Below are 14,773 nucleotides of genomic sequence, written 5' to 3' on the forward strand. Positions count from 1 at the left end.
GTGGTCATCTATGGAAAAGTCGAAGTTTCGCAAGATTGTCTGGGGCGTGGGTCTGGCCGTTGTTGCCGGCCTGGTGGTCTATTCGGTGCAGTCGCCGGCCGAGCCGCCGCAGTATCTGACTGCCAAGGTCGAACGGGGCGAGATCGAGAATTCGGTGCTGGCCACCGGGATTCTGCAGGGGGTCAAGCAGGTGGATGTCGGTGCGCAGGTCTCCGGCCAGTTGAAGTCTCTTAAGGTCAAGCTTGGCGACAAGGTCAAGAAGGGCCAGTGGTTGGCCGAGATCGACCCGTTGGTGCTGCAGAACGCGCTGCGCCAGGCCCAGGTCAACGAGGAAAACCTCGACGCGCAACGCAGGGCCACGGCGGCCCAGGTCGCCCAGACCAAATCGGTATGGGAGCGTTACCGCAGCCTGCAATCGGATGCCGCGATCTCCAAGCAGGATTTCGAGACCGCCGAATCCAACTATCTGGTGCAGAGCGCCAACCTGGTGGCCCTGGACGCACAGCTGAAAAATGCGCGGATCCAGATCGACACCGCCAAGGTCAACCTGGGCTACACCCGTATCGTCGCGCCGATTGACGGTGATGTGGTCGGCATTGTCACTCAGGAAGGCCAGACCGTGATCGCCGAACAACTGGCACCGGTGCTGCTGAAACTGGCAGACCTGGACACCATGACGATCAAGGCTCAGGTATCGGAGGCGGATGTGATCCATATCCAACCGGGCCAGGAGGTGTACTTCACGATCCTGGGCGAAGCCAACAAGCGTTATTACGGCAAACTGCGCGGCACCGAGCCGGCGCCGCAGAACTACCTGGACACCCAGGCCGCCGGCACCACCAAGCAGAACACAGCGGTGTTCTACAATGCCTTGTTTGACGTGCCTAATCCGGAACATCGCCTGCGGATCTCGATGACCGCGCAGGTGCGCATCGTGCGGGACACCGCCAAGGATGTGCTGATGATGCCAGTGGCTGCGCTGGGCAAGCGCAATGCAGACGGCTCGTACGTCGTGCGCGTGGTGGATGAGACTGGCCACGCCCAGGAGCGCAACGTGCAGGTGGGAATCAACAATAACGTCAAGGCTCAGATCAAGGATGGCCTGGTGGAAGGTGACAAAGTCGTTATCGGTGATCCGACCCCAGCCGTGGCGGGGATCTGACAATGACCCAAGCATTGTTGGAGCTCAAAGGCATCAGCCGCAGCTTCGTGGCGGGTGAGAAGGCGTTCATGGCCCTCAAGGATGTCAACCTGACCATCAACGCCGGGGAAATGGTGGCGATCACGGGGGCCTCAGGCTCAGGCAAATCGACGCTGATGAATATCCTTGGCTGCCTGGATTACGCCACCGATGGTAGCTACACCATCAGCGGTCGCGAAACCCGCGACCTGGCGGACCAGGAACTGGCCGAGCTGCGCCGTGATCACTTCGGGTTTATCTTTCAGCGCTACCATTTGCTACCGCACTTGAGCGCGATGCATAACGTCGAGATGCCGGCGATTTATTCCGGCGTACCGGAAGGGCAGCGCCACAGCCGTGCCAAGGAACTGCTGGCGCGACTCGGCCTGGCCGGCCACCTGGTCAACCGCCCCAGCCAGTTGTCCGGCGGGCAACAGCAACGGGTGAGTATCGCGCGGGCCCTGATGAATGGCGGCGAGGTCATTCTGGCCGATGAACCGACCGGCGCACTCGACACCGCCAGCGGCAAGGAGGTGATGAACATCCTGTTGGAACTGCACGCGGCAGGGCACACGGTGATCATCGTGACCCACGATGCCAAGGTCGCTGCACACGCCGAGCGCATTATCGAGATGCGCGACGGTGAGATTGTCAGTGACCGGCTCAATGAACGGCCCGGGGTCGAACTGGCCGAATCGGCCAATACCAAGGTTCGGGCCAAGCCGGGGCGGCGTCTGGTGGCGAGCCTTGGGTTGTTCAAGGAAGCGTTTGTGATGGCCTGGGTGGCGCTGATTTCTCACCGCATGCGCACGCTGCTGACCATGCTCGGCATCGTGATCGGCATCACCTCGGTGGTGTCGATCGTGGCCATCGGTGAAGGCGCCAAGCGCTATGTACTGAGTGACATCCAGGCGATCGGCAGCAATACCATCGATATCTACCCAGGCACCGACTTTGGCGACAGCCATGCCTCAGCCATCGAGACCCTGGTGTTATCCGATGTCACGGCCCTCAGCCAGTTGCATTACATCGACAGCGCCACGCCAAATGCCGGGCGCAATCTGTTGCTGCGCTTTGGCAATATCGACGTGGATGCCACGGTCAACGGCGTGAGTGCCAGCTCGTTCCAGGTCCGTGGGATCAAGATCGCCGAAGGCATCACCTTCAGTCAGGACGACGATACGCGCCAGGCTCAGGTGGTGGTGATCGACCACAACACCCGCAACCGGCTGTTTGGGCCGAATGTCGAGGCACTTGGCCAAATCATCTTGGTGGGAAACCTGCCGTGCACGGTGATTGGCGTGGCGGCGGACAATAAAAACATCTTCAACACCAGCAAGGCACTGAATGTCTGGGTGCCGTACGAGACCGCCGCTGGCCGCCTGTTGGGCCAGCGTTACCTGGACAGCATCACGGTGCGGATCAAGGACGGCCAGCCGAGCAAGGTGGTGGAAGAAAACGTGACCAAGCTGATGGAGCAGCGCCACGGCACCAAGGATTTCTTTACCTACAACCTCGACAGCATCATGCAAACGGTACAAAAGACCAGCCAGTCGCTGGCCTTGCTGCTGTCATTGATTGCGTTGATTTCCTTGGTGGTGGGGGGCATTGGCGTGATGAATATCATGCTGGTGTCGGTAACCGAGCGCACACGGGAAATCGGCATTCGAATGGCCGTGGGCGCGCGTCAGTCGGACATCCGCCAGCAGTTCCTGGTGGAAGCGGTCATGGTGTGTCTGATCGGTGGGGTGATTGGTATCTCGTTATCGTTTGGCATCGGCTTTGTCTTTTCCCTGGTCATCAAGGAATGGCAGATGGTGTTTTCCCTGGAATCGATTGTCACCGCATTCGTGTGTTCAAGCCTGATTGGCATCATCTTCGGATTTGTACCAGCCCGTAATGCGGCGCGGTTGGATCCGATCGAAGCCCTCGCACGGGACTGAGGCTGGTAAAAAAGCCCGCTCACCTTGACCGGTGGCGGGCTTTTTTGGTGCCTGTTTCAGGGCTGGACGCCTATGTCAGTTCGACTGGCCGACGACATGCAAACGATGTGCGCTGGCGTTTTTGATCGCGTCCTCAAAACGGTCGAGCACGCTGCCCACCTGGGCTTCGGTAATGGTCAGGGCCGGTAGAAAACGCAGGACCGAACCGTGGCGCCCACCGGTTTCGATGATCAGGCCATTGTCGAAGCAATTGAGTTTGATCGCCCGTGCCAGTGTGCCGTCACCGAGGCCCGCACGCTTGTGCACGCCCGGCTTGGTGACTTCAACGCCAATCATCAGTCCACGGCCACGTACATCGGCGATCGGGTCATGCCGCTGGGCGATTTCTTTCAGGCCTGCGAGCAGTTGTGCACCTCGTGCAGCTGCGTGCTCCACCAAGCCGGCCTGGTGGATATGGCGCATGGTTGCGCGCCCGGCGACCATCGCGATCTGATTACCGCGGAACGTGCCGGCATGCATGCCCGGACCCCAGGTGTCGAGGTGCTCGGCGTAAACTATCACCGACAGCGGGTAGCCGCCGCCGATCGCTTTGGACAGGACCAGGATGTCGGGGACGATACCGGCATGTTCGATGGCAAAGGTGCTGCCGGTACGGCCCAGGCCAGTCTGCACTTCGTCGATGATCAGCACGATGCCCAATTGCTGGGTGATCTCACGCAATCCACGCAGCCACTCGGCCGAGGCGGGGATGCAACCGCCTTCACCCTGCACCACTTCAACGAGCACAGCGGCGGGAAGGGTGACGCCGCCTTCCGGGTCCGAGAGCACGGTGCGGATGTACTCGATCGACAGTTGGTCCGTCTGCTCACCGTCGGTGCCGAACGGGCAGCGAAAGCGGTAAGGGTAGGGGAGGAAGTGGGTGTTTTGCGCGGTGACACTGGGAATGCCTTTGGGGTTCAGATTTCCCATGGCCGACAGCGCACCCGCGGTCATGCCGTGGTAGCCACCGTGAAAGGCCATCAGCGCTGAGCGTTTGGTGTAATGACGCGCCAGCTTGATGGCGGCTTCCACCGCGTCCGAGCCGCTGGGGCCGCAAAACAGAATCTTGCTGGAGGCGCGCATCGCGGCCGGCAACTGAGAAAACAGCTCTTGCACAAACGCATGCTTGGCGGGTGTGGCGAGGTCCAGGGCTTGTTGCAGTTGGTCGGTGCTCAGAAAGTCCAGTACAGCTTCCTTGACGGCAGGTGGGTTGTGGCCCAAGGCCAGGGTGCCGGCGTTAGCCAGGCAGTCGAGGTATTCCCTGCCTTGTGCATCCTTGACCCACACGCCATTTCCGCTGACAAACAGGCGTTGGAAAGTGGCGGCGTAGGTGCGAGCATTCGATTCAACTTTCTTCAGATAACTTAGCTCTTCCATAATCATGCACTCATCGGCTGCGTCAGTGCGCAGCGCTGGATAGTTGATGAAACAAGAAACGGCGGGTCGTGAATAACGACAAACTCTTCAAGAAAGCAAACGGGGGCGGTTATATGACCGTATTACTGTCGGCAGTGAAAATAAAATCAGCCGAAAGTTAGCCGTGATGCTTCTGAAATGAGCGCTACCAAGGTAATTGATGGCCGTAGCCAGTTTGAAGGAAGCAGACAGTGATCGCTATCGGCTTAGGCGCAGGATGCCCCTGAAATCCATGTCATGGACATGGCATGGGTGGCAGCGAACTGGGAACAAGGTCTACAGGAGAAAGTTGTGCATGCAAGGTCGCGCAGAAGAACGACGTTTATATCGCCGCCTGCGTCGGCAAATGAGTAAAAAGGCGTTGCTATCAGGCAGTAATGGCACTGCCTTTACCAACTTGCAACCTTAGCAGCGCCTGGATTGGCATGCATCCAACGAATCAGCGAATGCCGCCCACGAATACCCATTTTGATAACAGCACGTTTGAGGTAGCTTTCCACTGTGTTGACTTTCAGTACCAGCGCGTCAGCCAACTCAGGAGCGGTGTGTCCCGCTAAAAGGCCGATGCAAATTTCCTTCTCACGATTGGACAGCTTCAGGCCCGATTGCATTAGACGATTTTCAAAACGCTGGCGCAGGGAGTCAATGTTTGCGTTGTTGGGGACAAAATTTTCAGCGGCGATATTTTTGTCGAGTACCGCTTGTGAATTAATCGCGTTGATGTGTTTCTCTACCAGGGGTAGCAGCAATGATGAGAAATCCTTGAGCGTTATTTGTTCTTGCGTTGAGAAGCTATCGGCGTGCATGCGATATAACGAAATTATATAACAATACTCGTTTTTGAGTGATTTCAGATGCAGCTGGGAGCTGAAGGGAATAGTAGTTAAGGCCTGTTCAATCCCGACGTTAACCACCGATGAACAGTCGGTCATGTGGTGAACAGGGGAGCATTCACTCATCAGCAGCTCACTCGTCAAGACCTCCGTTGTTTGTTTATTGGATCCAATGGGTGAGGCCATACATGCGGGGCCTTGTATCTCGTGGCTGATCGTATTGGGCTCTGCACGTGACGCGTCGGCGTCTTTTACGCGTAATTGCGTAATGTACGTAGCATCCACGTGCAACTTGGTGAGTACCAGATCGTGCAAAAGCCGCGTAAATTTTCGGCTGCCCGCACTGGTGATGACCTTACCGATAAGAGGGAACAGGGTTTGGGAGTTAATCATTTCATTTCACTGTCATGTTTCACGTTGAGGATTGTCGCAGCGGTTGGATCAGGGAGGTCGACGTCAGGCACCGCAACATTGAGCGTTAGAGAGCAGGCTTTGCGGATCGGCAGGGTAAGAAAATCCAAAGTGTTATTGCATGTTTTTAAATGCTGCCCTAGCATGATTACGAATAATGGCCTTCTGATATTATTTGGCCGATTTCCGTCCTCCTGCGCGTATTTTCATCCCTCCATAAGCCGTTGTGCGCCTAGGATTCCGGACAGCAGGCCTATACCCAACAGAAATACACTGGGGGCCTTGGTCATGACTTTCTGGGCGGCCGCGAAGGACAGCAATCGCCGTGAAATAGCGCCATAGATCAGCAAAATAGAGACGTCGATCACACCCCAGATCAGTGCAAGCAGCAGCCCCTGTTTAATGAAGTCGCCATCGTGTTCAATGAAACCTGGCAGGAAGGCAAGGAAAAATAGTATGTCTTTGGGGTTGGACAGGCCCACTTTCAGGGCGCGCCAGAAAAAGTGACGGCGGCTGTTTTGCACCGGGGCGATTCCATCGGCGCTGGCACGGAGGCTGGAAACCCCAAGCCAGGCCAAATACAGTCCGCCGACAAGTTGGCCCCAATTGAGCAGCACCGGGCTGACGTCCATTGCGGTGTAGATAAGCGTCAGGGTGATCAGCAGCAGAAGTTGGGCGGACAGCACACCGCCAGTGATCGTGGCGGTGGGCCAGGCCTGCCTGGCGTCGGAAATGACCAGAGCCACCACGGGACCAGGAGAGGCGATAAGGAAAAATACCGCTACGGCAAAGGTTAGGTGCAATATGCTCATAGAGAGGTGACCAGGTCCAATATGCGGTTGCTTTTGCCCAGACGTTGCGCGTAGTAGCGATAGCCGGCCACCGCGAAGGTGCGTTGAATCCAACGATCGTTGCCATCCAGACGGGCTGAGAACGCGCTGCGGGCGTGGGCGGTTTTGCGGTTGTCGATGATCAACAGGTCGCCGGCATTGAGGTGCACCGGGCGGGCGACTTCCCAGGCGGCCTTGCGTAAACCCTCAAGTTTGAGTTGCGCGTGCTTGCTGCTTGCGACCATGAACTGAGGGTCGAAACGAAAAAAGGGCGATTCAGGGTCGCCGTATAGAACGGTTTGTTTTTGGTTTATATCGATACGGCAGTTTTTTTCTGTCGTACAGTAGTCCGAGAGGAAGTTGTAGTTTTCCCCATGAAAATAGTTAAGGTCTGCCGGTGTGACGATGTCGCGGATGTTATCGATGGAGCTGATGAAGGTTGCGGCGTCGGCGTCGGGCGCTTGGCGCAGGCAAAACAACACCAGATAATCCGGCGAGACAGCGTGAAACGCATTTTCGGTATGCAACTCCAGCTCACAATCGTAACTGTCCGAGCTGGCACTCATAGAATGGATTTTATGGGGGAAAAAATTATTGATTATATCGCCGTTGGATTCTTGGATATAACCAATCGGATCACCCAGTATGGCTGTCGCTTTCAAGATAACTTGTTCACTGATCGTGCAGACTTTGTTTAGGCTGGCGCGATCAACGGGTGTCGAAGGGATGGTACCGGTCGGCAAGTTTTTTAAATGCAGAAATCCGTTTTTGTTGCCAAATAAACGAAAATTTAATATCTCTGATTCAATGGCTTGGTCAAGACTTGCTAGTTGGATGCTGGAGAGCAGGAGTTGATTGAATTCGGGCATGGTAAGTTGTCTGCTGTGTTTTTTCAATGACGTTGAGGCTGCAGAGGCTGGTGATATGCCATAGGCAGATAAAACACGTTAATCCGGTCTAGGTGCGCTCGATTTTTTTATAGGTTATGTCGCTTATTTGTACGGGTATTATTTTGCAAACGCCCTGTATTTAAAAGCAGAAAAAAAGGACAGGTAAGGATGAGTATGAGTCATGATGCTCTTGATCAAACGGTGCGCCGACTGCCACCGCTCTACGCATTGCGTGCCTTCGAGCTGGCCGCTCGCTTCAGCTCTTTCACTCAGGCGGCCGACAACCTTTTCATCACCCAAAGTGCCGTGAGCCGGCATGTCAAGGCCCTGGAGGAGCATTTTGGCTGCGCGTTATTCGAGCGCAAAGGACCAAAAATAACCCTCACTCAGGCGGGTCGTTTGTTGGCTCAAGAACTGAGAATCGGCTTTCGTCTGATCGAACACGCCTGCACCACAATCACCCGTAAGGAAAAATCCTTGAGGGTCAAGGCGCCTTCCACCTTGACAATGCGCTGGTTGCTGCATGTGCTTGACGAGTTCAATACGGTGGACGTTACAGAGCAGGCGCAATTGTCCAGTGAGTGGATGGATGTTGACTACGTCAACTTCGATGTAGAGCCGTTCGATTGTGCGGTACTGTTGGGCAATGGCTGTTTCTCCAACGAGCTTGGATTTATAAAGCTTTTTGACGAGTGGCTGATACCGGTCTGCTCGCCGGCTTTGCTGGAGCAGCGCAATTTAAGCGGTGAAGACGTGTTTGCCGCCGAGTTGATCCATCCGTCCCGGGACCGTCGTGATTGGCATCGCTGGCTGGAGCGCGTGGGCTTGACGTCCAAGGTTTCCTGGCATACCGGCAAGATTTTCGACACCTTGGAATTGGGTATCTCCGCAGCTATTCAGGGGCGCGGAGTGTCTATCGGTGACTTGGCGCTGGTAGGTGACGAACTGGCCAAAGGGTCTCTGGTATTACCCTATAACAAGGCTGTCAGTACGGGCGACAGCTATTACCTAGTCTGGCCCGCACGCAGTAATGGCAACCCTGCATTAGAGAACTTCAAACGTTATTTACTTGACACTTTGCCTGTTATTGACGAACGAGGGTTGGAGTTCCTAAGTTGAGCGCAGCGCAAACAGTATCGTCCCAACTCAGCCATGGGCGCTCAGCATTCGTTGTCAGACTGCTTCAGGGTTAAACGCGTGAGGTTTGTCGCTGGCCTCGCCCTCAACCAACGCCGCAACGATCGCGTCTACCTCGCCGCCCGCTGCTGCTCGCAACGAATCAAGTCGTGAATAAACGCTGACGATACCGAGGATGTTTATGAGCTCAGGGTACCTTTAGAGGTAGAGATAATATCTGCCCGAGAAATATCCTTAATTTTCAATAAGAAAATCCATCGTTCGATTCCGGGTTCGGCACCATAAATATCAACGGCTTGCATGATTTTTCATGCGAGCCCTTTTTGTTCGATTTTTGTAACAGATTGTTTGCGGCAGGCGCAGAAACCTATAAAGTTAACCTTTCGGTCAGCTTTGCACTGTCAGCTCCAGCCTTTTGCTTCCAGCGAAAGCGCTCCTGCAAGGATCGATTCCCCAGTACATAACTAAAAGGGCGGACCCATAACCGCCCAGAGGATGATCCATGTCCAACCGTGATATCTCCCGGCGCTCGTTCCTTCAGGGCGGGCTGGTGGCGGGTGTGAGCGTGACGCTTACACCGCTCAGCACCCAGGCGCTGGCGGCCTTGATGGAAAACAGCGTGACCGTGCCGTCCGAGCAATGGCTCGGCAACAACGGCAAGGCACGCTCGCGTAACGACGCCTTGTCCAAGGTCTGCGGGAGCAAGGTGTTTGCCCGCGACATCCGCGCCAAGGACATGCCGGGCTGGCCGCAGCAGCAGGGCCACGCCATGTTGCTGAAGACAACCAAGGCCGATCGCATCTACGCCGGCTACGACCTGTCGTGGCTCGGCGCCGAGTTGCAACCTGACCGCATTGTCACCGCCGCCGACCTGGACAAAGACGGCATCGTCTTCCCGGAAGAGCACGCGCCAGATCCGCTGCTGCCGGAAGGCAAGGTGCCGATGTTCATCGGTCACCCTGTGGCGATCCTGATCTGGAACGACTTCGAGCGTTTCCGTCAGGCCAAGGCCAAACTCAAATTCAATGATAAAGCCATCCGTTACGGCGCCCAGGTGCCGTACTACGAACGTGATCCGTACGGCAGCTTCCGCTACGTGCGCGTCGGCGGTGCGACCTCGGCGGACGAAGATGAATTCGCCAGCCTCAAGGATTCGATCCTGTTCCCGATGCTGAAAAACCGTCGCCCGGTGTGGAATTCCCAGCCGGACCTGCACGGCAACCTGACCGAGCGCGGGCTGTTTTACGCCGACCGGATGCAGCAGCAAATCGACGCGCCGCCAGACAACTGGCTGGTGTTCGACGAGCGCTACAAAACCCCGTCGATTGAACCGGCGGCGATGGAGCCGGACAACGGTAACGGCTGGTACGATCCGGCCACCAAGACGTTGCACTTTGTGGTCGCGACCCAGTGCCCGCTGGAAGCCGCCACCGAAACCGCGAAGATGATCGCGCCATCGCGCTTCGGCCTGGCGAATCTGAACATGCACCCGGGTTACACCGTCGGTTACGGTTCCAAGGACCACAACATATTTGTCTACTACGCAGCCCTGGCCGCGTTGTACGGTGCCGGTGTGCCGGTGCGCCTGGCCAACGACCGCTATGAGCAGTTCCAGAGCGGCATCAAGCGTCATCCGTTCGACATCCGCTACCAATTGGCGGTGGATAAACACGATCACAGTTTCCAGATTTTTCGCGCCGAGATGAACGTCGACGGCGGCGGGCGGATCAACTACAGCCCTTCGGTGGCAGCGGTTGGCGCCACGGCAGCGCAGTCGATCTACTACATGCCGCAGAACGATTTGCAGGTCACGGCCTACCATTCCCGCGCGGTTGAGGCGGGTTCGATGCGCGGTTACGGCACCCTGCAAAGCATGGCCTCGACCGAGATGATGGTCGACGAAATCGCCGGACGTCTGGGCATCGACGCCATCGACCTGCGCAAGAAAAACGCCTTGCTGTCGGGCATGAAAAACACCCAGGGCGCGGTGCCGGCGGGGGCGTTGCGCTTACACGAGATTCTCGACAAAGCGGCTGCCCACGACGTCTGGAAAAACCGCGACCAGATCAAAAAGACCCGCGAGGCCGCTGACCCGGATAACTGGTATGGCGTGGGTTTTGCCATCTGCCAAAAAGACTTCGGCACCGGTTCCGAGGCACCCATGGCCAGCATCGAATTCACCGCCGAAGGCCACGTGACGTTGCGCCATATCGGCATTGAAATCGGCACCGGCATGTCCACCTCGCAGGCCCTGGTGGTGGCGGATTTCATCGGCATCCCGGCCACGCAAGTGAAGACCGGCGAAACCGAATGGCAAGAGTTGCAACTGATCACGGGCGGCAACCCTTACATCATGAGCCAGGCCGAGCAGGATGGTTTTCTGCGTAACCCGCGTTGGGTCGGCAAACTGGCGTCGGCCTCGTCGGCGACCAACTCGGCGTATTACTTCAGCCACGCCACCCGTGAAGCCTCCCGGGTGCTGTTCAACCACGGCCTGTGGCCGGCGGCGTTGCAGATCTGGGGCCAGGGCCCTTACGGCGGCCAGGCCAACCCGTACGTGGTGCGCCGCGAAGACGCGCATTGGGTCGACGGCAAACTCACCGCCAATGGCATGCAGCCGCTGAGCTTTGAGCAATTGGCCAAACACGCCCACGAAAAAGGCCTGGTGACCGGCGCCACCGTGCACGGCTTCAACCGCTGGAGCTGGGCCGAGGCCGATTACAGCATCGATGGCGTGCGTGAACGCCTGCCGCTCGACGGTCTGGCGGTGAAGTACGGCGACGGTGCGCCAAACGCGAAGAAAGCCCAGATGACCAGCAACGGCTTCCACCTGCTGGATCGCCAGAACGTCCACTACCCGGACACTCAGTTGAACAACGCGGCGGTGACTTACTACAGCCCGGTCGCGACGCTGGTGGAATTGAAAGTGAACAAGGGCTCCGCTGAAGTGCAAGTGCTCAACCATCACTCGTGGGTCGAGTGCGGTCGGGTGCTGGTGGAGGAACTGGTCAAGGGGCAGCTCGAAGGCGGGATCGCCATGGGCATTGGCCACGCGTTGATGGAAGAGATGCCGCTGTACGAAGGCGGGCCGGGGGAGGGTGACTGGAATTTCAACCGTTACCGTCTACCGATGGCTCGACACGTTGCGGTGTGGAACCAAACGGCCGAAATCCTGCCGCCGCTGTCGCCGAGCGACCCGTCCAAGGGCATCGCCGAAGTGGTGATGATCCCGATCGTCGGCGCCATCGGTAACGCCGTGGCCCACGCCATCGGCAAACGTATCCGCGACCTGCCAATCACTTCTGCGCGCATCAAGGAGGCCCTCAATGGCTAACCGTCCGTTTCAACTGACCCTCAACGGTCAATCCGTCGGCCCGGTGGACATCCCTGATGACCTGCCGATGATTGACTACCTGCACGAATACAAAAACCTCACCGGCTCGCGGCTCGGCTGCGGCCAGGGCATTTGCCACGCCTGCGTGGTAATCGTCGACAACCCGGACGGCACCAGCGAAGAAGTGCGCACCTGCATCACGGGGGCACACTATTTCGAAGGCAAAAAAGTCCGCACCATCGAAGGCCACGCAACCCGCGACGAGCAGGGCAACGTCACTGAGCTGAACCCGACCCAGCAGCGCTTCGTCGATGAATTCGCCTTCCAGTGCAGCTACTGCGCACCGGGTTTCGTCAATGCCGCAACCGTGCTGGTGGAGAAGCTGCAGCGTCAGCCGATCGTCAAAAGCCAGCTGGAAAAAGTCATTGAGGACAGCCTCGGTCACCACATCTGCCGCTGCACCGGCTACGTGCGTTACTACAACGCGACCCGCAACGTGCTGACCGATCTCGGTCTGGTCAAGGAGGGTTAAGCATGAAGCAACTACTTTCCCGTCTTGCGCTGGCGGTTGGCCTGGCTACGCCGGTGTTGCTGGCGCACGCGGACGATCAGGTGAAGCGCGGCGAATACCTTGCCCGCGCCGCTGACTGCATGGCCTGCCACACCGCACCGGGTGGCGCGCCGTTTGCGGGCGGTCTGCCGATCGTTTCGCCGTTCGGCACGATCTATGGCACCAATATCACCCCGAGCAAAGAGCACGGCATTGGCCTGTACACCGATGACGAATTCTTCGCTGCGCTCACCGAAGGCAAACGCCGGGATGGCGCGAATCTGTATCCGGCGATGCCGTACACCTCGTATCACCTGATGCCCCGTGCTGATTCGGACGCAATCCATGCGTACCTGAAAACCATTGAGCCCATCGAGCGTGCGGCGCCGGTTACCCGCCTGAGCTTTCCGTTCAACGTGCGTCTGGGCCTGATGGGCTGGAACATGCTCTACGGCAAGGACGTGAAACTTGCGCCGACCGAAGGCAAAAGCGCAGCGTTCCAGCGTGGCCAATACATGGTCGAAGTGCTCGGCCACTGCGGCGAATGCCATACACCACGGGGCTTGCCCGGCGCGATGCAGCAGGATAAACGCCTGACCGGCGGCGTGCTCAACGGCTACCTGGCACCCAGCCTGTTGGCCACTGACCTGGCCGCTCGCGGCTGGAATCATCAGGACCTGAGCACGTTCCTCAAGCACGGCATGAGTGCCCAGGGCACGATGTTCAACGAGATGTTCCCGGTGTTCCACAACAGCACTCAGGGCCTGAACGATCCGGACCTGGCCGCCATGGCGACCTTCCTGCTGGGCGATCAACCGCCGCAGGCCAAGGTGCTGAGCGAGACGTCGCTGGACGCCCTGAGCCCAAGCGCCCAACGCGGCCGCCAGGATTACCTGAATGTGTGCGCCGGTTGCCACGCGCCGAACGGCGAGGGCAAGCCGCACATCGCGGTGGCCATGCGTGGCAACACCACGTTGCGCCTGGAAGATCCGCGCAACCTGCTGCGGGTGATCGAGGGCGGCATCGGCGAGCAGCAATTCACCGGGTTCGAGCGCATGCAACCGATGCCGGGCTTTGCCGACAAGCTCAATCACCAACAGCTGACCGACCTGCTCAACTACCTGCGCCAGGGTTGGGGCGGCCAGTCGGGTGAGCTGGCGGTCAGCGACGTGCAGAAGCTGCAGGCGGATGCACCGCCAACCGAGCACACGGCGCACTGACATCCAGCATCTGCTGCAGGATCCCGACGGGAACCAGGGGAATCTCTTTTCAGAACTTGAACAGCTCAGACAAATGGCTGCCCGCTGAAACCTCGTGGCAGGCGTTGCAGCCCAGGCAAATCGGTGAGGCGTTGCGTCCAGGCACTGCGCCAGTCAACGACAGTATGGGTTTTGGTCTTGCGCGCGGAGCGGCGGGCAGCGTTGCGCTGGGTGCGGCGCGCTTCTTTGTAGGCGTCGGTATTGCGGCAGGTGCGGCATTTGACCCGGTTCAGCTCGGTGCTGGACGTGAGGTTGGTGCCGTGATGGCCGCAAGCCAGATGCCCGGCGACCTTGAAGTGAGTGACCATGTAAGCGTCTCCTTCTTATGGGGGTACGCGCGGCCATTCAGCAGCGGCGGCGCGTGGGCAGGGCGGGGGCAAACAACCCCGAGCCCTCAGGGTTGTGACCCCGTCGGCGGCGCGGCGTTCGGTTTTATTCCAGGGGCGGTTCACGCTACCCTGTGGCGCCAACAATCATAAAAAGGAGTGAGTGATGAGCGTCGAAACCTTGCCGCTGGAAGGCAGTTGCCGTTGTAACCGGGTGCGTTTCAGCGTGAGTTTGCCGCCGGTAATCACTATGGCGTGCCATTGCAGCGGCTGCCAGAAAATGACCGCCAGCGCGTTTTCCCTTAGCGCGTTGATTCCGGCCGCGGGTTTCACCGTGATCCAGGGTTGCCCGGTGATCGGCGGCTTGCACGGCGTGGACCGCCATTATTGCTGCCCGCACTGCATGAGCTGGCTGTTTACGCGCCCCCATGGCATCGATGAGTTCGTCAATGTGCGCGCCACCTTGCTGGATAATGCCCGCGACTACGTGCCGTTCATGGAAACCTGGACCAGTGAAAAACTGCCGTGGGCTGCGACGTCGGCGGTCGAAAGCTTTGCGCAATTGCCCGAGCCGCAGGACTTCCCGCGCCTGATGCAGGCTTACGCCGCGTTCAGTGCCGGCTGA

At 58.2% G+C, this 14,773-nt stretch carries 12 protein-coding genes; 7 read left to right on the forward strand and 5 right to left on the reverse strand.

Features of this window, described 5'->3' with window-relative positions; genetic code table 11:
* Positions 1-10: 10 nt before the first annotated feature.
* Positions 11-1,162 carry a macrolide transporter subunit MacA gene (gene macA / locus BLV67_RS04170; RefSeq protein WP_065929941.1) on the forward strand — a complete coding sequence of 384 codons (1,152 nt, stop codon included), beginning with the start codon at positions 11-13 and terminating at the stop codon, positions 1,160-1,162.
* Between the two features lie 2 nt (positions 1,163-1,164).
* Entirely contained in the window at positions 1,165-3,123 is a 1,959-nt protein-coding gene (locus BLV67_RS04175; RefSeq protein WP_065929942.1) for a MacB family efflux pump subunit, read from the forward strand.
* Between the two features lie 75 nt (positions 3,124-3,198).
* Here the strand turns inward: BLV67_RS04175 and BLV67_RS04180 are convergent, their stop codons facing one another.
* The 4 genes from BLV67_RS04180 to BLV67_RS04195 form a co-directional block, all read right to left on the reverse strand.
* Entirely contained in the window at positions 3,199-4,539 is a 1,341-nt protein-coding gene (locus BLV67_RS04180) for a diaminobutyrate--2-oxoglutarate transaminase family protein (RefSeq protein ID WP_065929943.1), read from the reverse strand.
* A gap of 428 nt (positions 4,540-4,967) precedes the next feature.
* A complete protein-coding gene (locus tag BLV67_RS04185) occupies positions 4,968-5,804 on the reverse strand; it encodes a helix-turn-helix transcriptional regulator (RefSeq protein WP_065929944.1) in 837 nt (278 codons plus the stop codon).
* A gap of 224 nt (positions 5,805-6,028) precedes the next feature.
* Positions 6,029-6,634, reverse strand: a complete 606-nt coding sequence (locus tag BLV67_RS04190; RefSeq protein WP_069787461.1) for a LysE family translocator — start codon at positions 6,632-6,634, stop codon at positions 6,029-6,031.
* Positions 6,631-7,521: a TauD/TfdA family dioxygenase gene (locus tag BLV67_RS04195; RefSeq protein WP_065929946.1), complete on the reverse strand. Its 891-nt coding sequence runs from the start codon at positions 7,519-7,521 to the stop codon at positions 6,631-6,633. The genes BLV67_RS04190 and BLV67_RS04195 overlap by 4 nt, the downstream gene beginning before the upstream one ends.
* A 189-nt stretch (positions 7,522-7,710) precedes the next feature.
* Between BLV67_RS04195 and BLV67_RS04200 the strand changes: the two genes are divergently transcribed.
* The 4 genes from BLV67_RS04200 to BLV67_RS04215 all read left to right on the forward strand — a co-directional run bounded on the left by BLV67_RS04200 (position 7,711) and on the right by BLV67_RS04215 (position 13,783).
* Positions 7,711-8,661: a LysR substrate-binding domain-containing protein gene (locus BLV67_RS04200; protein WP_083221741.1), complete on the forward strand. Its 951-nt coding sequence runs from the start codon at positions 7,711-7,713 to the stop codon at positions 8,659-8,661.
* Positions 8,662-9,181: 520 nt separating this feature from the next.
* Positions 9,182-12,013: a xanthine dehydrogenase family protein molybdopterin-binding subunit gene (locus BLV67_RS04205; protein ID WP_069787462.1), complete on the forward strand. Its 2,832-nt coding sequence runs from the start codon at positions 9,182-9,184 to the stop codon at positions 12,011-12,013.
* Positions 12,006-12,545, forward strand: coding sequence for a (2Fe-2S)-binding protein (locus BLV67_RS04210; RefSeq protein WP_069787463.1), 540 nt, complete (start codon positions 12,006-12,008; stop codon positions 12,543-12,545). The genes BLV67_RS04205 and BLV67_RS04210 overlap by 8 nt, the downstream gene beginning before the upstream one ends.
* Before the next feature lie 2 nt (positions 12,546-12,547).
* Complete coding sequence (locus BLV67_RS04215) at positions 12,548-13,783, forward strand: c-type cytochrome (RefSeq protein WP_069787464.1); 1,236 nt, start codon at positions 12,548-12,550, stop codon at positions 13,781-13,783.
* 65 nt (positions 13,784-13,848) lie between these two features.
* Here BLV67_RS04215 and BLV67_RS04220 read toward each other — a convergent pair whose 3' ends face one another.
* Positions 13,849-14,130, reverse strand: coding sequence for a hypothetical protein (locus BLV67_RS04220; RefSeq protein WP_065929950.1), 282 nt, complete (start codon positions 14,128-14,130; stop codon positions 13,849-13,851).
* A 184-nt stretch (positions 14,131-14,314) separates the two neighbouring features.
* Here BLV67_RS04220 and BLV67_RS04225 point away from each other — a divergent pair, with 184 nt between their 5' ends.
* Positions 14,315-14,773 (forward strand): GFA family protein, encoded by a 459-nt coding sequence (locus BLV67_RS04225; RefSeq protein WP_069787465.1) that lies wholly within the window; start codon positions 14,315-14,317, stop codon positions 14,771-14,773.

Source organism: Pseudomonas salomonii (genome assembly GCF_900107155.1).
In the GTDB taxonomy this organism is placed as follows: Bacteria; Pseudomonadota; Gammaproteobacteria; order Pseudomonadales; family Pseudomonadaceae; genus Aquipseudomonas; species Aquipseudomonas salomonii.